The following is a 22,218-nucleotide window of genomic DNA, read 5'->3' on the forward strand; positions in this document are numbered from 1 at the left end:
TTTACCGTAATTTAAAACTAACATATGACATACATTCTTTTATGACCTGACTTTCGTAAGCGGTTTCATCATATTTATTTTTTAGCCTTTTAAAAAAGCTTTGGAATGTCGGCTTCACGCTCGTTTCCATTTTAATATTATAGTAGTCTAGCTCTTCCTGATTATAAGTTTTAGGTTGACCTGTGGTATAGGCGATGAAATATTGATTTCGTTCACATAAAGCTCCCATATAGCAAATTTTAGCTCCTAGTTCTTCCTCAGGCTTTGCGGCTAAGGCTTTCTCAAAACATTCTTTTGCGAAGCTATTGGTGAAGTAATCTTCATCGGTAGGTTTCCCATATTCTATTTCCATGGCACCCCATTCTCTGTCAGAAAAAAGCCAGCCATTTCCCCAATAGCTCATATTATAGGCGGCAAGTCCTAGTTCGTACCAAGCTCTAGCATTGCTGGGGTTCTTATTTATTTCTTTTTGGTTTTTAACCGTGTTCTCTAAAAAATATAGCGGAGAAAGAAGTGCCTCATCTATCCGTTCGCCTAGAATAAACTGTTTTGGGATAGGAGAAAAGTATTGATTAAAAGACCCCTCTGTAAAATGAGATTCCTCACATTGTTTAAAAATAGCCAATGCTTTTTCGTACTGCTGACTTCTTATTAGTTTTCTGCCATAAGCCATCATTAGCTCTCCTTTGTCTAGACTGGCTAAGGTTATGAGTTTTTCATCAGAAGAGCTAAGGCTGCTGCTGTTTAAGAAGTCAATGGTCTCTTTTAAGAGCTCTATTTCTGCGTTTTTTAATAAGATAGGTTCAGAATATCCATTCATGTAGCCATAGCTATCTGTGGAAGGTGTGGCTATATGCTCCGCTAGAAATGCTTTTATATGATTTTCTGGAATACTTTCCTTTTTGGAATTAAAACAGGAACTCAGCCAGCCTTCTTTTTTTGTGGAAGAGATGTCATTTGCTACGAGGTATTTATCTCGAAGCTTGTTTGCTAAAAGCACTAAAACATTATTATCTCTAAAGGAGTCTACGGTCTTAAATTCAGCAATCTTATCAAGCATTTCGTCTTCTTCACTATCTACTGCTTGAGTATCTAGAAAATGAATGGCTTTGAAAAGGTTAATTTGTTTTTGAAGTTCTTTGCTATCCGTTTTTGTTTCATCTAGCAAAGATTTCATCTCATCATAATCACCCTCTATATAGTTGAGATAGGCCGCTGTTGTTTGCCAGAAGGCTTTATCTTTTAATTGGTTATTTTTCAGGAGAGACTCGTTAAAGCTCAGCAGATCTAAAAAGTAGCTTTGTCCCTTGGCTTTTATGATTTGAATTTTGGCGGAGTCTAGTTTATAATCTTCATCAAAGGCATCTAAATTGTGCGAATAAAGACCTGCATTCTTTTCTGCATAAAAGTTAACCTCGTTTTTGTTTATTTCTCTAGCCATGACCAGTTCTAGTATTGGGTGGTTTGGGTTTAGGGCTACCATTTTTTTCATTAAGTCTATGCCGTCTTGGAAAGGCTGTATGGCTTGTAGAGCATACACCATTAATTTCTCGTCTTCCGTTTTCGCTAGTTTGGCGGCATGGCTATAATGAGGATTGCTCAATCTTCTTACGCTTAAATCAGCCTGATTTCGTCTGGTAGGCGATTTTTCAAAAACCTTTGCAAACTCTAAAACGGCTTGTGCCGTATCCCCTTTATGCAATAGAGCCCCAGCATATCTACTCTGCGACCATTCAGAGATATAGGTTTTGCTTTTAACTTCCTTTTGAAACTTTTCGTAGTCTTTAAGTAGCGATTTCCAGTCATTCACTTTTGCATCGATTTTCATGAGTTGAAAACCGTATCGCTCTTTTATAAAATCACTTTTTGATTTTTCAGCGTTTATCAGCACCATATCTCTGTAATCTGCCAGTTGCTGTTCGTTTACAGGTTCAGAGGGCTCCCAGTAGGTTCCAAATTTTTCAGTTTCTTTATCTATGTCCTGAGCTAAAATGACATAGTCTGCCGCCTCCTGTTTTCCAACTTTTCTTAGCTTGTTGGCAAGGATTTCTCCAGAAACATTTGCATATAATCCTTCTTTTAGCTCCTTTTTGCTCAGTTTTTCATTTGTGTAGGTATACCAGCTTTCCATATTCAGGGAATCGGCCAGATAGGCAGATGAAATCATGGAATATTGCTGATTTAGAAAATCGTTGGTGTAGAAATAAGATTGTGTAGCTACCGGATTTTCTGCAGACTCGGGATAAAAAATGCTGAAATATTCCGTGAAGTCTAGTGGCCCAGGACCACAGGCGAAAGAGAATAAGATGAAATAAGAAAGAAGCTTTTTGAAAGAGGTTTTTTTCATGGGGTCAAAAGGGTGCTTTGTTGATTATAAAATTAACGCTGCAAAAGACTTTGGTATTGATCTATGGTGAAATTATTCATACTCTTTTCATCTAGATGGAAAAGTAATATCTGGACATCCTTGTTAGGTACTCTTTGTAAAATGGCTTTTTTGACCTTGTTTAAGGTTTCGAAGCTGGCTTTTTCATGTCTGAAAATATCACCTTTTCGGAAAGACTGATTTTCAAATTCACAGTTTTCTTGACAAATCAGAAGTTTGCCATTTATACCAGGTAGGGTATTGAAATGTTTCTGTAAGTCTATCTTTGAAACATTTTTAAAGTAGGTATGGAATTTATTATTTCTGAAAACGATGGCCTGCTGATAAATAGGTAGGGCAATATCCACGGGCAATGGATACTCCGGAAGCCTGTAAATGTATTGGTCGATGATACTAGGATCAAAAAGCGAGTTTTTAGTATTAACATTGGTCCAGTCGCCCACATTATAGAGCATGAGTGCTACTCTGGCCACTGGCGGAACACCAGTTTGTTCTTTAAACTTTACCTGATGAAGTCTTAAAGTAGCAGTCAGCATGATTTCTTCACCCAGTTCTGGTTTTATTTTTTCTAAAAACAAGAAGTATTTTTCTCTCGTCTTCTTAGTCCAGTCGCAATCCAGCTGCACTTCTTTAAAAGTCAGAGTGTCTTGAGAAGCGATGGATTTTATTTTAGCAGCCGTTTTTGTTGCCAATTCTTCTATTTGAATCTCATTCAGAGCGGTAAACGTTCTGTTGGTGATATAAATAACTGGAACTATATCCCCCTGAGGCTTGTCTTTAAATTTAACCATTCCTTTAGGAATTGCCTCTTTGGCATCTGAGCTAAAATCAATATCAAAAAAACGAATATATTGTTTCCCGATATTTAATTTTTCAATGTCATTAAGGATTTTTTGAGAGGGCTGGTAAATAGATTTCCAGTGGTAAACTGCCGACGAGACATTCTTTTCTTCTGTATTTTTGGTACAGGATAAAAGAGAGAGACAGAACCATAATAATAAGAAACAACGACTCATAGATTCAAAGTAAATGCTTTTCCGCAACTTTGCGAATCAAAACAGAATAACTGAGACACAAAAGGGTGACTTAGGGATTTTATTTTTATCAGGAACGGCCAAATGGCTTAATTAATATGAAAACTTATTTCAAACTACTTTCTTTCGCTGGTAATTTAAGAAAGTTTGTAGTGCCTTTTTTGTTCACATCGCTTATCGCTGCGGTTTTTGGAGTATTGAATTTAGTGCTCTTAAAACCTATTTTAGATGTACTTTTTGGGCAGGCAGATCCAGAAACTATTCAAGGCTTTCTTCAAAAACCAGACGGCTTTAATCCTTTAAATTGGTTCAATTATTATTTGGCAGGTATGATGGAGGCCAATGGTAAACTTGGAGCTCTCCAGTTTGTTTGTGTGGCTCTTATATTGGGTATTCTTATAGGGAATGTTTTTAGGTATATCAGCTTACGTTTGTTGGAAGGTTTTAAGGTGAATATGGTTTCAAATCTCCGTCAAGCCATTTTTGACAAGGCTTTGCTATTGCCTATTGGCTTTTTCAATAATCAAAGAAAGGGAGACATCATCTCTCGGATAGTAACAGATGTGCAGGAAGTAGAAAACAGTATTGCCAATACCACTTCGGCGGGAATAAAGGAGCTTTTTCTTTTGGTGGGCTATTTGGTGGCTCTTTTTTATATGTCGGTTAAGCTGACCTTTTTTGCTCTTATTGTCATTCCTATTACGGGTACTTTTTTAGGCTTGATGCTCAAAAAATTAAGACATGATGCCGGTCAAGGGCAAAGCAGACTGAGTAATATTCTGAGTCTGATGGATGAGACCTTTGGTGGAATGCGTGTGGTAAAGGGTTTTGTGGCAGAGCGTTTTATAAGTGATAAATTTGAAACAGAAAATGAAGGGTATAAGAAATCTATATTTTCTTATGCGGTGAGAAGAGAATTGGCTAATCCGTTTTCAGAGGTTGTAGGTGTTACCATGGTGGCTTCGCTTTTATTATATGGAGGGAGCTTGATTTTATCAGAGCAGAGCAATCTGGATGCATCCACTTTTATGGCATATTTGGCGGTTTTTTCTCAGGTGGTACGTCCGGCTAAGACTATAGCTCAGGCTTTTAGTGCTTCACAAAGGGGAATGGCTTCTGGAAATAGAATTTTGGAAGTCTTAAATATGGATCCTGAAATTGCTGATTCGCCTGATGCGGTGGCGGTCAAATCTTTCGACCATACCATTTCTTTTGAAAATGTTTCTTTTGCGTATGAAGAAGGACAGCAGATATTGAACAGCATTGATTTTGTGCTAGAAAAAGGGAAAACCGTGGCTTTAGTGGGGCAGTCGGGTGGAGGTAAATCCACCTTGGCAGATTTGCTTCCAAGGTTTTATGAACCCACCGAAGGCCAGATTAAACTAGACGGTATAAATATCAACGACATCTCTCAGGCATCGCTTAGAAGCTTAATGGGTATTGTTACTCAAGACCCCGTTTTGTTTAACGATAGCATTTATAATAACATTACTTTCGGCAAGGATGTAAGTCGTGAGGAGGTTTTGGCTGCCGCTAAAATTGCCAATGCCCATGAATTTATAGAAGAACAGTCGGAAGGCTATGAAACCGTGATAGGCGACCGTGGCGTGAAGCTTTCGGGTGGACAACGACAAAGAATATCTATTGCCAGAGCCATTTTACAGAATCCACCGATATTGATTTTAGATGAGGCCACCTCTGCACTAGATACAGAATCAGAAAAACTGGTACAAGATGCCATAATGCATCTGATGAAAGACCGTACTTCTCTAGTGATTGCACACAGGCTAAGCACTATCCAACATGCAGATGAGATTTTGGTGATAGATAAAGGTCAAATAGCAGAAAGAGGAACGCATCAAGAATTATACTCCAGGGCAGACGGTATTTACCATAAATTGGTGGAGTTGCAGGAGATTTGATAAATATTTCTAAATTGATTCTCCATGAAAAACGAAAGCTAGTCTTTTGATTTTCATGGAGAATGGTGCTGTTTTATTTAAAATTCGGGCAATTTATATGCCGTCATAGCATCTATTACTACCAAAACAAAATCACTTCCCCAGCCATTTGACCAAGGTGTAAAAACGGGGTTTTCTGTTGTTTTGAAAGTGCCAGCACTTTTGGATTTTCCACTTCTAGGGTTGTACCAATATGCTTTTAAATCATTTCCAGTCTTTATTTTTGATAAATCTAGTTGAAACGACTTTCCTGTGGGTGTATAAGCAATAATAAAATCCTTATTTTGACCAATGGATGCTAAAACATAAGACGCATCTTCTAGATTCGTAGAGCTTATCAAACTTTGGTCTCGGCTCATTTGCTGCCATGGAAAACTTTCAAAAAGAGCCTTTAAATACTTCATTTGATTTGCACCGGGGAGTTGTAAAGCGGCTTCCCATCCTGTTCGTGCTTTTATCTGTGGTTCTTTATCAATCGCATACATTTGCCACACGTCATTACAGCCGTAGGTATAACCCGCCGTACCCGATAACATACTCCAATACCCACTTATTCTAGCATCGGCATCATCTAACCAGCCCGTTTGTTCTTTGTCCCAAAAACGGTCACCTATATTCTCATATCTGGCCTCTCCATTGATAATGGGCCTGTTTTCAGAAACTTTATGTACATATTCATATTCTTTAGAGACCCTGCTATGTCCACTCTGGAACATATCTATGTCTAGCCATTTGTCGTCAAAATAATTACTCGCTATACTTGAACCTGATGGATGGTAACTGACCAAATGCTTTTGGTCTACGCTTTTTATTCCTTTTGCCATAGACCTAACGATATCAAAATGAATACTTTCTTCAGGTATTCTATCGCCACCTAAAACCCATATGATATTATCATACTTCAGATATCTTTTTGCCAATAATTGACCAAATACTTCAGCGTTTTCCGGATTGAAAATCACAGGCCCCTTACCCCATTTAAGATTGAACTTATCTCCCCAAGTGGGCAGTAAAGCTACTTGTAAGCCTAGCTTTTTGGCTTTTTTGATAACATAATCTACGTGCTCAAAATAGGCCTCGTTTAGTAGCTTGGGGTCATTGTTTAGGAGTGGTTTTTGACCGTAGGCATTTGCCGTGTTTAGTCCATCAAGCTCGGCTAAAATTACCGTTTGAATTACATTAAAGCCCTGAGCAGACCTAGTTGTAAGGTAGTGATCCACTTCCGCTCTGTCTAAGCGATGAATTAATTCCCAAGCCGTATCTCCCATCCAGAAAAAGGGTTCCCCCTTTTCTGTGGATAGAAATTTTCCATTCTCGCTAATTTTAAGCTTTTGGCTATAGCTATTAAAGGAGAGAAGAACTAAGATTAAAAGACTAAGAAAAGCTTTCATTGGTATGTTTTTAGTCCAGACTTATTATCGTCCCGTTTTGCCGAAAGTTACACCTTCCCAAGTATCTGTTCTGAATGGCGTCATTGGCAGTCCATCACGGTTATACATGTTGCAAACAGGGTTATTTGCCCAAGCATATCTTACAGAAACAGGGTTTGAAATACTTTCGCTTGATATTTCCATTTGATTATTAGAGATGATTTTACCCTTCGCCCAAACGAATTTTTTATCTGCTCCGGCAATAGCAAAACCTACGGGCTCATTGGTGTCAAAGGCATAAAGTCCCTGACCAACGTTATCAAACGTCAGTAGAATTTTATCTCCTTTTACCTCCATTGATTTATAGCTTGGACCTTCGTAAATGATGTCTTTATGATAGTCTCTTGCCAGTGCAATTCTTGCCAAACGGTCGGCTACGGTTTGTTTGTTTCTTGGATGAATATCCCTGCCTTCTCCCAAGTCGATGATAACGGCTTCTCCAACATTTGAAAGTTTGCTTTTGGTCATCGTCTGAGCCTCACGAAGCTCTGCCCATCCACTTTCTTCTGGTTGTTCAGATTCTGCCATGAAATCTGCTAGTTGCACATAATAGAAAGGAAAATCGCCTTGCTTCCATTCGTTACGCCAGTTTTGAATCATGAAAGGAAACAAGTCGCGATATTGGTAAGAACGACTAGCATTTGATTCGCCTTGATACCAAATGACGCCTTTGATTCCGTAACCAATAGTTGGGTGAAGCACACCATTATAAATGTTTGCTGGTCGGTGGTTTCCCGTTAATAAGTCTGTTGGCTTTCTCGGCACATCTTCGTCCTTTTTCAGCTCCTCCAAAGATTTTTGCCATTTCTTTACTTCCTCATCATAAATATAAGTTTGTTCTATTTTTTTCCATGAAGACATCAGCTCCGTATAATTCTTATCGGATTCTAAAACACTCCTGTTTACCCACGCTTCAGCTGCTGAACCTCCCCATGCATTATCGATAAGTCCAATAGGGACATCCAAGGCATGATGTAAACGCTGTCCGAAGAAATAACCAATAGCAGAAAAATTAGCAGCGTTTTCTGGTGTAGTGGCCTCCCAAGAACCCTCAAAGTCGTTCTTGATTTTATCGGTGCCAACTTGCGGAACAGAGATTAGTCTTATATTGGGGTATTTTGCGGTAGCAATAGCCAATTCAGCACTGTTAGTTCTATTCAAAGGCCAGGCCATATTAGATTGCCCAGAGCATATCCAAACTTCTCCGACCAATATATCTTCAAAAAAGAATTTAGAGGTTTTTCCCTCAATATCCATTTTAAAAGGGCCACCAGCTGGAATTGGCTTTAAAATAATACGCCATTGACCTTTGGCATCGGCAGTGGCGGAGTGACTTTGACCGTTTATGGCAACGGTAATTTTTTCGTTTGGCTCTGCCCAACCCCAAACAGGATTGTTCTGTTTTTGTTGTAAAACCATGTGGTCTCCAAAAATAGCTGGCAATTTGATTTGTGCCTTAGCCTGAAAGCCCAAAAGGAGGGCAAGAAATAGGGGGATAAGTCTCATCATAATACTTTTTATATAGGGTTAATTAAAGCAAAAGTTCAGTTTTTACTTTGGTTTACCAATATACAATATAAAATGGATGCCCATGATAAGGAATAGCTTAAAACAGGAAATTGACCTACAGTTTAGGTCAAAAAAAGGATTAATTTAAATTTCAGAAGCAAACTGTTTTTTGAAAGAATTCTTATCAAAGAGCTTCAAATTCCTTTCGCTTATTGTCAAACCATTGTTTCATGGCATCTGGAGATTGCATCAATTTTTGCATTTCCCCCATGGCTTGCATATGAGCGGGGTCGTTTTTTTGATACATATCCATGCCGTGTTTTTTGCTCATTTCCGCCATTTCTTCAAAAGTTTCCGCCTTAAATTCTAGGTCGCAGGCTCCTCCTAGTTGTTTGCAGGTCATTGTTTTCATAGTAGATTTGGTTTAAAATATTTCAAACTGTTTTTAAAGATAAGGTTTTGATATTAATCTATTGAGAAACAGGAATGCCGAAAGCAAAGCTTCCAATTCTTTTCTTAAATTTAGAATTCAAATCTATAGAAATATTTAATGGCGAATTTTAATATTGACGCAAAGAAGGATATGACCTATGACGCTATTGTCATTGGGTCTGGAATTAGTGGCGGATGGGCTGCGAAAGAACTTTGCGAAAGCGGACTAAAGACTTTAGTACTGGAAAGGGGAAGGCTGGTGGAGCATGTGATAGATTACCCCACTATGAATAATGACCCATGGGATTTAGACTTAAGAGGTGCTGCCACAGCAGAAGATTTAGACGAGCGTAAAATAGTGGCTCGCTCTGGTTTTGTGGGAGAAAATAACATGCATTTTTATGCTAAAGACGATGAGAATCCATACAGAGAGGAAAAGCCTTTTATGTGGATTCGTGCCAACCAAATGGGAGGACGTTCTTTACTTTGGGGTAAACAATGTTACCGTTGGTCTGATTTAGATTTTGAGGCAAATGCTAAAGATGGTTATGGGGTAGACTGGCCTATCAGATATAAGGATATAGCTCCTTGGTACACGCATGTGGAGAAATTCGCAGGTATTTCTGGTGAAGCTTTAGGTTTGCCGCAGCTCCCAGATAGCCACTTTTTGCCTCCTATGGAGCTGAATTGTGTAGAAAAAGACGTCAAGAAAAGAATAGAAAAAGAGTTTCCTGGCAGAAACATGATTATCGGTCGTGTAGCTCATTTGACGGAGCCATTAAACGGTCGTGGCCAGTGCCAGTCTAGAAACCGATGTGACCGTGGTTGTCCTTACGGAGCCTATTTTAGTAGTAATGCTGTGACTTTGCCTGCGGCAAATGCTACAGGAAATTTGACAATAAGACCATTTTCTTTGGCAGATTCTATCATTTATGATGAAGAAAAAGGGAAGGCCGTTGGTGTGAGAGTGATTGACTCTGAAACCAAAGAGACCATAGAGTATTATGCTAGAATTATATTTAGTAATGCGTCTACCATTGGTACCACGCAGCTATTGTTGAATTCTACTTCTAACCGTTTTGAAAATGGTTTAGGAAATGATAGCGGTGAGTTAGGGCATAACCTTATGGACCATACGTACAGAGTAGGGGCTATGGGTAAGTTTGATGGCCATGAAGATGAGTATTACAAAGGAAGAAGACCAAACGGGATTTATATTCCGAGGTATAGAAATATTGACGAAAAATCGACTACAGATAAATTCTTAAGAGGTTACGGCTATCAAGGTGGAGCGGGAAGAGCTAACTGGGGTGCTGGAGCAAACCAAGAAGCTTTTGGCGGTGAATTTAAAGATGCTCTAATGAAACCAGGAGACTGGGAGTTTTTCATTACGGGTTTTGCGGAATGTCTGCCGTACCATGAAAACCAAGTGAGCTTGGATAGAGATAAATTAGACAAGTGGGGTAGGCCAACTTTGGTGATTGATGCGGAGTTTAAAGAAAACGAATTGGCTATCAATAAGCAGATTCAGATAGACGCGGTAGAAATGTTAGAGAAAGCAGGATTGAAAGATATTGTGGGTTTTGATAACGAACATGGCATGGGTTACGGAATTCATGAAATGGGTACCGCAAGAATGGGTAAAGACCCTAAAACATCGGTACTTAATGCTACCAATCAGGTGCATGCTGTCAAAAACGTTTTTGTAACAGATGGAGCATGTATGACATCTTCGTCTTGTGTCAATCCTTCATTGACCTACATGGCTCTTACGGCTAGAGCTGCTAATCACGCTGTTTCTGAACTTAAAAAGAAAAACCTTTAATACTATGCAAAGAAGAGAAGCATTAAAACAAACCGCTCTATTTGGCGTAGCTACAGCCTTATTTCCATCGCTATTGCAGTCGTGCAAAGAAACGTCTAGGCTAAACTGGCAGCCACAGTTTTTGAGTGTAAAACACGCCGAACTTATTTCTAGCTTGGTAGATACTTTACTGCCAAAAACAGAAACGCCAGGGGCATTAGAAATGAAAGTTGTTATGTTTATTGACCTAGTTTATGGCAAACTTAACGGTGAGGCGGGTCAAGAAACTATGGACAAAGGCATGGATGACTTTGACGCCAGAAGTAAAGAGAAATTTGGTGACAGGTTTGCAGACTTAAGTCCAGAAAATAAAGTAGAATTTCTAAAGATGGAAGAAGCAAATTCTCCCAAATTTAATGGGTCTATCTGGGGAACTGCTGCAGGAAAACAAGAGCCTGTAGGCTTTTATAGAAACTTGAAATCAACCGCTCTTTGGGGCTATTTTTCTTCAGAAGAAATAGGTTTGAATGTGTTGACTTATGATCCAGTCCCTGGGCCGTATCAGGGTTGTATTCCGCTAGCGGAGGTTGGGAATACGTATAGTTTGTAGGAGTTTTAAAATAACAAATGCTCAGGAAATTCAAGTTTCTGAGCATTTGTTGTTAAGTCAAGTTTATAAAGTAGTTAGGTAATAACTGAAAGGGTAAATTTTCAATCTGCATAAAAGAAATTTACAAAATACATAGAATAAGAGATCTTCTTTTAAGAATCAATCACTAACAATAATCTTGGCTTTTTTCAACGAGGTTCCTGATTCTAGTCAGAGATAAAGTTAGCTTTATTGGGCTATGAGAATCACCTCCCATCCTCCAAGATATCCGTAGATCTTTTAATGACTTTAAGAATTAGATAAACGACCGCTGAAATTACAAAAGCCCAAAACCATTGATTTTTAGGTAAAGACCAAGAGCTTTCAGTAAGTCCTATTTTTATAACATCGAAAAGCCAAAATAAACCGAAAAGGGCAGCAATGCCATTCTTTTCCTTTTTGAGTACTTTTTTAAGACTGAAAGGGTATTTTGGTTTTGTAGGAAGTTTTAATTTTGGAACAAAAGCTGGTTTGTCTTTGGCCCATTCCAAGTATTTACTATCAAATTTATTTCTAAGAAAGGCTTCTTCTGCAAACATGATTCGTTCGTAGTAAATCCAGTATAGAAAGGTAAAAGAGACTATAAACCAGATATTTCCTGTTAGCATGGCTACCGCTAGCCACATCAAAAAGTTTCCAACATATAAAGGATGGCGTACCAAAGAATAAATTCCAGTCTCATTTAATTCATCTGCTACTTGCCCTTGGGTGGTGTTTCTTCCCGAAGTATTGGCAGGGGTAAACCCTACCGTGAAAATCCTAACAAACAAACCAAAGATTCCTACCCCCAAAGAGATATACCAGTAATCTTCAGAAAATAGGTATTCGTTTTCTGCAAGAACCTCAAAGTAAAAAACGGCTCCAGTTATCACCAGGAATAGTAGTGGAAAATAACTTCTGTATTTGAAAAGAAAATTTCCTTGTTCTTCAAATTCCTCTATCAGTGCCATTCTTCTTGTTTTTTTTGGACACAAAGATATAGGAATTAATGATTGTAACGCAAAAGGCGGAAAAAACACTAATTCCTTTTGAAAACCGCATTAAACAAAACTACTTTTTCTGGATATCCATCTTTATCTGCGTATTATAGTCCATGTAATGCGAATACCTATCGTTGAGCATCCATAAAATTTGAATTTTTGCATTATTTCCCGCTCCTCTGATGGCATATGGTCGTACATTATCTTTCTCAGAGTTTGAGGTTATTGCGGTTTCTGTCCATGTTTTTCCTGCATCTGAAGATTCAGATTTGAAGATTTCAAAAACATCACCAACAGGTCTTGAATAATAAACTACATTGGTGTTTTCATGGTCTAGGTATATTCCACCAGAATAATGCGGTTCTGGCTCACGCAGTTCTTTTGTCTTATTATATCTTGGAAACCATGAACCGGCCTCAGAGATTTTAGAATTCACCCATTTTTTTCCGTCCCATTTGGCATAATAATATTGGTGTTTGGATTCTTCTGGTAACCTAGAATAAACCATTACTGGATAACCTTTCTCATCTTCTGCAATATCCCAAATCCACGCTCTGCTACCGTTATGGCTTTGTTTAAATTCTTCAGGAGAATCATATACCACATCGCATGCTTCATGTTTTATAGGTAAAGATTCCATGGTACCCACTAGAGTTCCGTCTGCTTTATAAAACTTTCCAGCTTTATATTTTAAATAGTAGATACTGTTTAATGGCTCATTTCTAGGGTGTCCGTCTGTAAACGCAAAATTAATTTCGTCCTTGCCGTTGCTTGAAACTTTGACATACGGTCTTATACCGCTGTCAAAATCTGATTTTACCAGAGCAAAAACTTCAGACCAAGTTTGTCCAAAATCGTCTGTGTAGGCAAAAGTAGGTTTATAATCTCCTCCTCTCCAGAAAAGGTATATCCTATTATTCTCTTCTGAGAGCATCACTGGGTTTGAGTAACAAAACTTCATAGGGCCTTCGGAATTTTTAGTGAGCCTTTTTTGTGGCTCCCAAGAGCTAATGTCCTCAGGGTTTGTCGTGGTCGCGTAAGTGATAGCAGGCTCCTTTTCTCCTTTACCCAGTCTAGAGTGAGCGGAGAAAAATACCATTAACCTTTTGTCGGGAAGCACTAGAAAAGAAGGATTGGCGTGGTCGTCTTTATCAAATTGAGGAGAAATATTTACTTCTTTGGTTTGGCCAGTGGTTTGATTATGACTGGCCACCATAATGCTGCCATCTGCTGCTACCCAGCCAGCATAAATTTTATCGTTTAACTGTATCGCTCTAGGGTCAGAAAACCAGCACCAAGCTCCGTCTTTGGTCATGGTGTCAAAAGAGCTGGAATTTTGAGCCGAAAGGCATAAAGAGAAAAGGAAGAATCCTAAAATAGAAACAGAGAAGACTTTCATTTATTACTTATGGTTGAATTGAAGCCCTTAATCTACCAATATGTTTTAGCAAAATTAAATGAACAACCATTTTTAGAACATAAAAAAAACGCAGAGCCGTTAGGCTCCGCGTTCATTTATAAATTGAGTTTGCTCAAAAACGAATTAAAGCGTTTTAAGTAATGCTTCGTTAAGTCTTACATAATCCATGTTACCCGCTTTTTGAGCAAGTTCCAACGATGCTTTAGCGGCGACAGTTGCGGCAGCTTTATTTCCTGCTTTGGCGTTTGCCTTAGCTAAAAGATGTCTTACCCAGTAAGCATCAGGTTGAGCGTCTGCAGCTTTTTTAGCCCACTCTACTGTTTTAGTGATGTCTTTACCATTATCGAAGTAATAACTTGCAGCAGCATAATACGGCTTGTTATCTTTATTCATGACGTTGTCAATTTGACTCATGATATTAGAATCGATATCTGCTGTTACTGAAATAGTAGCCATTTTGTTGGCCCAAAGAATATCAATATTGGCAGAGTTGTTAGTCACATTGCTCACCATGATGGTAAATGTTTCAACATCAAAAGGAAGAGAGATAGCACTGGCCGTGAAGCTAGCTACCACACTTTCGTCTGTGAAGGTTGGAAGGCTAGTACCTTCTTTGCAAAGCATTACTTCCCATGAAGATTTTCCAGGAACCGTAATAATAGAATATTTGCCAGCTTTAACGGCTTTTCCACCTACAGTTACGTCTTGGCCAAAAGAGAATGTCGTAGCACCATTTGCTCCTGTTCTCCATTTTTCGCCGTAAGGCACTAAACCACCAAAAATAGTACGGCCTTTCATGGACGGACGAGAGTAGTTAATTTCGATGCTTGATAAAGCAAATTCTTGTGTGATAGTCTGACCTGTACTTGGGGCAGGAGTTTTAAGATTTTGAGCTGTGACAGATAGAGAGAAAAGCACAGCAAAACCTAGTAGTAAGTTTTTCATTGGTTTTGAATTTATATTAGTTTTTAATATCATTTCAAAGGTAGCAATTTGGCTGATGAGGTTGCATAACAATGGACATTAAAAGATTTTAAAGATTTGTGGTAGTCAGATCAATTCTTTTTAAGATTGTTTCTTAAAGTTTTAGCTCGCTTATCTTCTCCATCATGGCTCCATCCTGGTGCCATAAACAGGTATCTTAATTTATCAGAAAATTTATCCGCTCTTTTAATGTCTTGGCAGATAGCGGTGTACTCGTGGCCAGCAACTTTTAATGGGTGATGCGTTTCTATATTTACCGTAAGACCATAAACAGGTTTTTCCTGCTCAAGTTCTTCGGAGAAAGTACCAAATAGCCTATCCCAAATAATTAAAACACCTGCATGGTTGCGGTCCAAATACCGGATATTGGAAGCGTGATGCACCCTGTGATGTGAAGGTGTATTAAAAATGGATTCGTACCATTTAGGTAGTTTTTGAACCAATTCCGTATGTACAAAAAATTGGTATAGGAGACTAAGCGAAATCATTGTAAAAATCATTAAAGGGTCAAAACCCAGAAGTGGTAGCCAAAGCCAGAAGAAGAACTTATGAATTCTTTCGCCCACCCCTTGTCTTAGTGCCGTTCCAAAATTCATGTAAACAGAAGAATGGTGAGGCACATGACCAGCCCAGAAAAACCTAACTTCATGGTTTAGCCTATGAAACCAATAATAACTAAAATCGTCTAAAAGAAAAAGAAGTATCCACGCCCACCACTGACGCTGAACAATATCTTTTAAAGGGCTTATTTCGTGAAGTAAAAGGAATACCATAAAGGCAAATAGTTTCGGTAAAAACTCCACAATACTACTAAAAATACCCATGGAAATAGAAACCCAGAAGTCCTTTCTATGGTAAAGGTTTGGGAGTTTTTCTTTCGCAAAAAGATATTCCACGGCTGCGGAAACTAAGAAAAGGGGAATGGCAAATAGTAGTAATTTGTCGTTTTGGAGTTCAAGAAGAGCGGCTTGAAAATTCATTTTTGATAGGGTCTTTATCAAAAATAGCGTTTTAGGAAGAAACTATACTTCCTAAAACGCTAAAACATTATGGCTTGACCTCTCTAAGAAGAATCTAATGCACAGAATCTTACAATTTTAATTTCGGGGGTAAAACATATATTCTATTTCTTCTCAAAAATCAGATAATAGCCGCCATCTCTAGGGTGACTGTTTTCATCTCTGAAGTTTCCAATTCTTAGTTCGCCATTATCAGAGAAGGCAAAATCTGTAGCGGTGTCTAGTTGCGTTAAAAAACGCGTTTCGCAATTCATCAAATTTTCTGGACCTGCCATTTTAGTACTTCCAATGGCACCTGTTTTTATTTTACCTGTTCTGTTTTTGTCGTCAAAAGAAATGACCTCTAAAGACCCAAAATAGGTATTAATTACGGAGTTGCCTCCAAAAGAATACTTGCCGCCATCCTTGGTTATTTTTAGTGTGAGTGGCTCATGTTTTTCTACCTCCCAGCCACATGGTGTATCTATGGCATCGCTTAAGAAAACGTTCTTTAAAACCCATTCTCCAGCCAAATCTTCCTTTATAGCCACGTCAACTTTTTCGCAAGAATCTAGTTGTGTCATAAGTAAACCGATGATAAGAAAAGCAACTTTATTTAACATGATATTTTATTTTTATTCTTAGACGCTTATCCACTCCAAAAGGTTGTATGGACAATTTTACTGATACCCCGCAGCCAGTAGATTGAAGAGTTCTGCATAGAGAGTATCATTAGCCATAAGCTCTTCATGCGTGCCTATTTCTAGAGAAAACTGTTGATAAAGTCTCAGAGAGCATTTAAAAATGTTATACATTGTATTACTATTAATAACACCACTTCTATAAAATGAGGAAAAGATTTATTCTTCTTTTACAATTTACATTATTCAGCATTTCCACAGCGGCTTATTCGCAGAAAAGCAATCAAGATGTTTCTGAAATTAGTATTCGGGCAACGAATTTTAATCTTTGCAACAATGAGGTTTCTAATTTAAGTGTTTCTAGTTCAAAAGATTACAGTAGATATGACTGGTACAGGAATGGCTTATTTATCGAAAGTTCTTTGGCTCCAATAATTCAAATAAGTAGAGGAGGTGATTATCTCGTAAAGGTTAAGTTCCAAGAGACTTTCATGACATCTAATGAAATAAGGATTGAAGACTGTGCTATTGAAGTTAAAAAAGAGGCGTCAGAGCGTTTTTTGAAAACGAATAACACTAGTTCGGAAAGGTCAATTTTAACAAATAATTATACGACATGTGCAGGTAGAGATTCAGTAGATTTATGGGTTTCGCCTATTTCTCTTGGCGAAACTTATCAGTGGTATATGACAAATTCCACTGGAGGCTTTTCTCCCATGGCCGGAGAAACAGATTCACTTCTTAGAACTAACCAATCTGCGGGTTATAGGGTCTTGATTTCAAATGGCTCAGGGGCTAATTATTCTGAGCTATTCTGGCTTTATTCTAGGGCACATATTAGATTTTTGGACGATATGGGCGAACTATATACTACTAAAAATGTAAATCCGAATGATTCAGTAAACCTGTTTGTGGAGGTTTATGGACCTCAACTTCCATTTCCCTTTATTGTAGAGCAATTAAGTGATTATAGTTATGAATATACGGCTACTACGTCCCCATTTGAATTAAAGTTATCAAGCCCTTTCAATGCATCATTTTATGCGAGAGGGTTAAATGCTAGTAATGAATGCGGTGGCACCGATACTTTTGGTGGGCATAGTTTAATTGTAGATTCTGATACAAAAATTGTGAAGGACAGTGTTGCATCTACAAATGTGTGTGCAGGGGAAATGATAGATTTTTGGTATGAATTGGAGGGTACTTTAAGGGATGTTAATAATGAAATCTTGGTACTTATATCCAGTAATATTAATGGAGGGACTAATGCTGATTTCTTTGAAAGTCCTGGACAGATACAAATACCCTCGAATGCACAATTAAATGAAGAATACTCCATTAGGTTATCTGGTAGAACGCCATATATACCTCACAGAATTTCTGAACATAAGTTAAAAGTCACCCAATTAGGTTGTTTTCCAGAGGCCGTAATAAGAGCCTCATCAGGCCCTTATATATGTGATGGAAATTATTTACATGTCAGTTATATTAATCAACCAGGACTTTCTTATCAATGGTTTAAAGATGGTAGTATTATAGAAGGGGCAACTTATAGTCACTATCAGCCAACCTTGAGTGGTTCCTATCATGTTCATGTTTTTAATAGCTCTGGATATGATTCAAACTCTAGACCATTTTCTATTTCTAAGATAGAACTTGAAAGTAAACTCGATGTATCTCAATACAAGAATTCTGACAATTCTATTAATACTGTTCTTAATGCAACTCCAAAAGGAAACAGTTACGCCTATACTTGGTATTTTGATGACGACTCTAGGAGTAGTTATGATAAAATGATTGGCCATACTGCAGACTCACTTAATGCTTTCTTTCAAGGTTATTACCAGGTGGGTATAAAAAGGGACTTTTGCAGTAAAAGGTCTAGTGTATTTAAATATAACAAACAGGAGAATGTTACTTTTTTCGACTCAAATGGTGATATTTCGACGACCATTGTTCCTGGAGATTCTGTGGAATTTGAAATAAAATTTGGCTCAAATATTGGACCGTTTGAGGCGGTGGTTAGTAGTAAGGAAGGAGAGATTAATTTATTTTCTATGAAAAACCCTATTAGGTTTAAAGCCGCTCCCAGATTTAGCACTAGCTTTCAACTTGAATTGGCGAAGTCTGGATTGGGAGAGATAGAATCTCTTTTATATAATTTTGTAAATATCAATGTTGAAAGGGTAACGCCTGATTTTACTTTTGTTACACCGACGTCATTAGATGTTTGCCAAGGAGAAAATGTTGAAGTTTTTATTAACCAAACGGGTAATTGGCCTGATGATTATTTTTTAGGTGTTTATAGAAAGATTGGTATCGGGGGAAGCAGCAAGGCGTATGATTGGCCAGAAGGAAATTCAGTAAGATTTGAAATTCCTGCCTACTCAAGTGTTGGTCAACAGGTTAGCATAGGGTTAAAGCCTGATTTCGGCTCTTATGCTCTGAAAACATCTAACTTTAAGTTTAATGTAATTTCTGAAGGTTGTTTTTCTTCTGATGCTGTTCTGATTAATTTGACTGAAAAGGATAGCTGCAATATAGAGAACAAGCTTTCCGCTTTTCCTAAGTCAGGGGATTCTTACCAGTGGTTTAAGGATGGTCTTTTAGTTGAAACTTCGAATTCTTCCTATTTGGATGTTCATAGTTCAGGAGAATACTTGGTGAAGGTTATTAAAGGTTCCATTATTCTAACCAGTAATACTCTAAATTATGCCTCTAAATATGGTAATAATCTTTCGGCTTCAATAACCTACTCTGCAGGTGGTGATTTCTGCTCTAATTCAGGAAGTGCAATATTAGATTTAAATTCAGATTACCTTTTTCCTAACACTACCTTTTCTTGGTTGGGCTCTGTAAATGGTAATAAATCACTTTCACCTTTAGCTGCGAATAACCCACAATGGATCGTAACCAAACCTGGAGTCTATGGTTTGTTAATTGAGAATGGAGGGTGTACTTATTTTAAAGAATTTCAGACATGCGATATTCTAATAGACTTTGACTCTGTTTCGCTTTGTAAAAACGAAAATTTTGCTGTGAAACTTAAAGTAAGTGATAACCTCCCTTATAAAACGGATACTTTGACACTACAGATATTTAATGCTCAATCAGGGGTTTTACTTGATGAAAAGTTGAAAAGAATTATTAGGAAGCCATATTACCCTAATGTTGATTTTTATACTTGGGATTTTAAAATATTGGAATCATGGCCTTCTGGAAATTATCGATTTCGTATAAAAAATAATGGAGCTAACGGATCAGAAAGCTCTGGAGTCTTAACAATTAAAGCTGAAACGGTAAGTGAGGTTAAAATTCAATCAAGTTCCGATTATACCCTTGATGGTGACCCAATCAGTATCGAGGTATTAGGGTGTCAATCAAGTAAGATAAAATGGAATAATGGAGGCGATGGAAGTGAGATTATTGTTTACCCTATATCGCCAACCCGTTATGAGGTGTTATGCGAAAGTGATATTTGTAGCAATCAAATCCTTAGAAAAACTATACACGAAGATTGCGATCCCTTTGAAGCTAACAATACTTATAAGGAGGCTATTAAAATAAGTCAATCAGATTATATTAGTGGCATCCTTTGTTTAGATCATATAGATGACGAAGATTGGTTTATCTGGTTTTATAATGGGAAACCATATTATTTTAGAATTCGGCTTGACGATACATTTGGTTCATACCCTGTGAATACTTATTTCGTTAAATTAAAAGTAGTTTCAGGTGTTTTAGAGTTTGAAACTGTTGGAACTCAAGCTGGTCAATACCTTTATAGCCCAATAGAGCTTTATGACTCCGATATGAAAACGATGTTGGCACATGCTCGATTTAATAAAGGTTATGGTTTCTCAAAAGTCACATATATCCTGCCGCAACTTAATTGTGTTGATTTTATTCACACTCACTCTAGTGTTTTTGATGTGAAAGCAGGTGAGAATATATCACATAAAGCAGAAAAAATAATTGGGAGTAATAAGATAAGTGATAATTCGGAGAGCTCACTTCTTGGTATCAAATCGATAACGCTAAACCCTGGTTTTGAAACCAAGATTATCAATATGGGCAGCTTTGAGGCTTCCATAGAAGGTTGTCCAGAATAGTTTACTGATACCCCGCAGCCTGTAGATTGAAGAGTTCTGCATAGAGAGTATCATTAGCCATAAGCTCTTCATGCGTGCCTATTTCTAGCACTTTGCCATCTTTTAAAACCATGATACGGTCTGCCATTCTTACGGTGCTAAATCTGTGGGAGATGATGACGGCGGTTTTTCCTTTGGTCAAACCTATGAATCGCTGAAAGGCTTCAAATTCCGCTCTGGCATCTAGGGCTGAGGTAGGCTCATCTAGAATTAAGACTTTGGCATCTTTCATATAGGCCCTCGCCAAAGCTATTTTTTGCCACTGTCCGCCAGAAAGGTCTTTCCCGTTTTTGAAACGTCTTCCTAACTGCTGGTCTAAGCCAGAAGGCATTTCGTCAATCACCTGATTTGCCAAACTTTTTTCAGCGGCGTTTTCTAATTGATTTACGTTTTCTATTTGGTCAATTTTCCCAACCGCCACATTTTCTCTAATGGTCAGTTCATATTTAACAAAGTCCTGAAAAATCACACCAAAATATTGCTGATAAGCGGCTCTGTCGTATTTTTTGATGTCAATTCCTTCTAGTAAGATTTGACCCTCCGTAGGGTCGTAAAACCTTAAAAGAAGTTTTATCAAAGTCGTTTTTCCTGCTCCATTTTCTCCTACAAAAGCCAGTTTCTCATTAGCCAATAGGTTGAAGTTGATACCTCTCACCACCCATCTTTCTGAGTTGGGATAATGAAACCCTACATTTTTAAATTCGAAACCAGTTTTGATTTCGTTAGGTAAGGGCAAATGTTCATCATGGCCAGTCTCTTCATTTTTAATGTCTAAAAACTCGAAGTAGTCTTTTAAGTAAAGAGAGCTTTCTGTGATTTGGGTGAAACGCGTAAAGAAGCCTTGTAACTTGTTCCGAAGACTACTGAATGAACCTGATAAGAAGGTTAAATCTCCAATGGTTAGTACACCAGCCACGGTTCTCATAAGAATCAAAACATATGCTCCATAATAGGCTCCAGTGCCCAAGACATTAAAAACTGAACCCCAAGAGGCTCGCTGAATAGATAGTTTTTTATTTGCTTCGTAATATTTGTCGGACAAGATTTTAAATCTATTTGCCAGATAATCTGCCAGTCCAAAAAGTTTCACTTCTTTGGCGGTTACGTCTGATGCACCCGCATAGCGGAGGTAATCAAGCTCACGGCGTTCAGAAGTCCAGCTACGCGATAAGGAATAACTAGTTCCACTAAATTTGATTTCGTTGATAACCGTCGGGATAATGGAAACCACTAGGAGCACAATTAGCCAAGGCTCAAAAACCACCAAACCTGTTAGCAATGAAACAATGACAATGACATCCTGCGTTTGCGTCAAAATATTTGACATTAAACCCACTCTGTTAGTGGTTTGGCGTCTAGCTCTTTCTAGTTTGTCGTAAAATTCAGCGTCTTCTAGTTGTTCTAAATTTAGCTCAGCGGTTTTCTGTATGAGTTCTACAGATGATGCATTGGAATATTGGTCACCTAAAAGAGCGTCTGTAAGGTTAACGCCTCGTTTTAAAAGGTCCGATAAGACAGCAAGGCCTAATTCTACGCCTACTAAAATCCAAAGTTGTTTGAGGTCTTTTTCAGGTAGGCTTACTTGTAGAATAACTTCGTCAATTATCATTTTGCCTACCCAAAGCATTAAAACGGGTGTAACGGCGTCAATGAGTCGTGAAAAGATATTGAAGAAAAAGAGTAGTGGACTTACTTCTTTTACTTTCTTGAAAAACCTTGGAACGTATCTTAAAGCTTCAAAGCTTTCTTTGAAGTTGAATGATTTCGGTTTTAATGTTTTTATTGATGGAGGGGCCATAGGTTTTAAAACCACTTTTTGGACTTTATAATTCCTATAAA

Annotated in this window: 16 protein-coding genes; 4 read left to right on the forward strand and 12 right to left on the reverse strand. The window is 37.9% G+C overall.

The features are described from left to right. Position 1: 1 nt before the first annotated feature. Positions 2 to 2,347, reverse strand: a complete 2,346-nt coding sequence (locus ACTBZY_RS20535) for a hypothetical protein (RefSeq protein WP_463048256.1) — start codon at positions 2,345 to 2,347, stop codon at positions 2 to 4. Between the two features lie 32 nt (positions 2,348 to 2,379). Next, positions 2,380 to 3,402, reverse strand: a complete 1,023-nt coding sequence (locus ACTBZY_RS20540) for a hypothetical protein (RefSeq protein WP_463048257.1) — start codon at positions 3,400 to 3,402, stop codon at positions 2,380 to 2,382. A gap of 116 nt (positions 3,403 to 3,518) precedes the next feature. On the opposite strand from ACTBZY_RS20540, the gene ACTBZY_RS20545 reads away from it, so the two are divergent. Next, on the forward strand, positions 3,519 to 5,342 hold the full coding sequence (locus tag ACTBZY_RS20545) for an ABC transporter ATP-binding protein (protein WP_463048258.1): 1,824 nt from the start codon (positions 3,519 to 3,521) through the stop codon (positions 5,340 to 5,342). Between the two features lie 77 nt (positions 5,343 to 5,419). Here ACTBZY_RS20545 and ACTBZY_RS20550 read toward each other — a convergent pair whose 3' ends face one another. The 3 genes from ACTBZY_RS20550 to ACTBZY_RS20560 all read right to left on the reverse strand — a co-directional run bounded on the left by ACTBZY_RS20550 (position 5,420) and on the right by ACTBZY_RS20560 (position 8,723). Next, positions 5,420 to 6,772, reverse strand: coding sequence for a glycoside hydrolase family 140 protein (locus ACTBZY_RS20550; RefSeq protein WP_463048259.1), 1,353 nt, complete (start codon positions 6,770 to 6,772; stop codon positions 5,420 to 5,422). A gap of 24 nt (positions 6,773 to 6,796) precedes the next feature. Further along, positions 6,797 to 8,320 (reverse strand): sialate O-acetylesterase, encoded by a 1,524-nt coding sequence (locus tag ACTBZY_RS20555; RefSeq protein ID WP_463048260.1) that lies wholly within the window; start codon positions 8,318 to 8,320, stop codon positions 6,797 to 6,799. 184 nt (positions 8,321 to 8,504) lie between these two features. Beyond that, complete coding sequence (locus tag ACTBZY_RS20560) at positions 8,505 to 8,723, reverse strand: DUF1059 domain-containing protein (protein ID WP_463048261.1); 219 nt, start codon at positions 8,721 to 8,723, stop codon at positions 8,505 to 8,507. Positions 8,724 to 8,870: 147 nt separating this feature from the next. Here ACTBZY_RS20560 and ACTBZY_RS20565 point away from each other — a divergent pair, with 147 nt between their 5' ends. Both ACTBZY_RS20565 and ACTBZY_RS20570 read left to right on the forward strand, forming a co-directional pair. Then, a complete protein-coding gene (locus ACTBZY_RS20565; RefSeq protein ID WP_463048262.1) occupies positions 8,871 to 10,577 on the forward strand; it encodes a GMC oxidoreductase in 1,707 nt (568 codons plus the stop codon). A gap of 4 nt (positions 10,578 to 10,581) precedes the next feature. Beyond that, positions 10,582 to 11,166, forward strand: a complete 585-nt coding sequence (locus tag ACTBZY_RS20570; RefSeq protein ID WP_463048263.1) for a gluconate 2-dehydrogenase subunit 3 family protein — start codon at positions 10,582 to 10,584, stop codon at positions 11,164 to 11,166. Positions 11,167 to 11,411: 245 nt separating this feature from the next. Here the strand turns inward: ACTBZY_RS20570 and ACTBZY_RS20575 are convergent, their stop codons facing one another. The 6 genes from ACTBZY_RS20575 to ACTBZY_RS20600 all read right to left on the reverse strand — a co-directional run bounded on the left by ACTBZY_RS20575 (position 11,412) and on the right by ACTBZY_RS20600 (position 16,402). After that, the gene (locus ACTBZY_RS20575; protein ID WP_463048264.1) at positions 11,412 to 12,155 is read right to left on the reverse strand and encodes a methyltransferase family protein; all 744 of its coding nucleotides are present in this window, start codon (positions 12,153 to 12,155) and stop codon (positions 11,412 to 11,414) included. A 100-nt stretch (positions 12,156 to 12,255) separates the two neighbouring features. Then, entirely contained in the window at positions 12,256 to 13,584 is a 1,329-nt protein-coding gene (locus tag ACTBZY_RS20580) for a BNR-4 repeat-containing protein (protein ID WP_463048265.1), read from the reverse strand. Between the two features lie 144 nt (positions 13,585 to 13,728). Then, the gene (locus ACTBZY_RS20585; protein ID WP_463048266.1) at positions 13,729 to 14,550 is read right to left on the reverse strand and encodes a DUF2911 domain-containing protein; all 822 of its coding nucleotides are present in this window, start codon (positions 14,548 to 14,550) and stop codon (positions 13,729 to 13,731) included. Positions 14,551 to 14,660: 110 nt separating this feature from the next. Next, complete coding sequence (locus ACTBZY_RS20590; protein ID WP_463048267.1) at positions 14,661 to 15,569, reverse strand: sterol desaturase family protein; 909 nt, start codon at positions 15,567 to 15,569, stop codon at positions 14,661 to 14,663. A 143-nt stretch (positions 15,570 to 15,712) separates the two neighbouring features. Then, positions 15,713 to 16,210 (reverse strand): META domain-containing protein, encoded by a 498-nt coding sequence (locus tag ACTBZY_RS20595; protein WP_463048268.1) that lies wholly within the window; start codon positions 16,208 to 16,210, stop codon positions 15,713 to 15,715. 57 nt (positions 16,211 to 16,267) lie between these two features. Beyond that, the gene (locus tag ACTBZY_RS20600; protein ID WP_463048269.1) at positions 16,268 to 16,402 is read right to left on the reverse strand and encodes a hypothetical protein; all 135 of its coding nucleotides are present in this window, start codon (positions 16,400 to 16,402) and stop codon (positions 16,268 to 16,270) included. A 32-nt stretch (positions 16,403 to 16,434) separates the two neighbouring features. Here ACTBZY_RS20600 and ACTBZY_RS20605 point away from each other — a divergent pair, with 32 nt between their 5' ends. Beyond that, on the forward strand, positions 16,435 to 20,340 hold the full coding sequence (locus tag ACTBZY_RS20605) for a 3-coathanger stack domain-containing protein (protein WP_463048270.1): 3,906 nt from the start codon (positions 16,435 to 16,437) through the stop codon (positions 20,338 to 20,340). Between the two features lies 1 nt (position 20,341). Here ACTBZY_RS20605 and ACTBZY_RS20610 read toward each other — a convergent pair whose 3' ends face one another. Next, positions 20,342 to 22,177, reverse strand: coding sequence for an ABC transporter ATP-binding protein (locus tag ACTBZY_RS20610; RefSeq protein WP_463048271.1), 1,836 nt, complete (start codon positions 22,175 to 22,177; stop codon positions 20,342 to 20,344). Positions 22,178 to 22,218: the final 41 nt, after the last annotated feature.

It is taken from the genome of Arcticibacterium sp. (assembly GCF_055134445.1).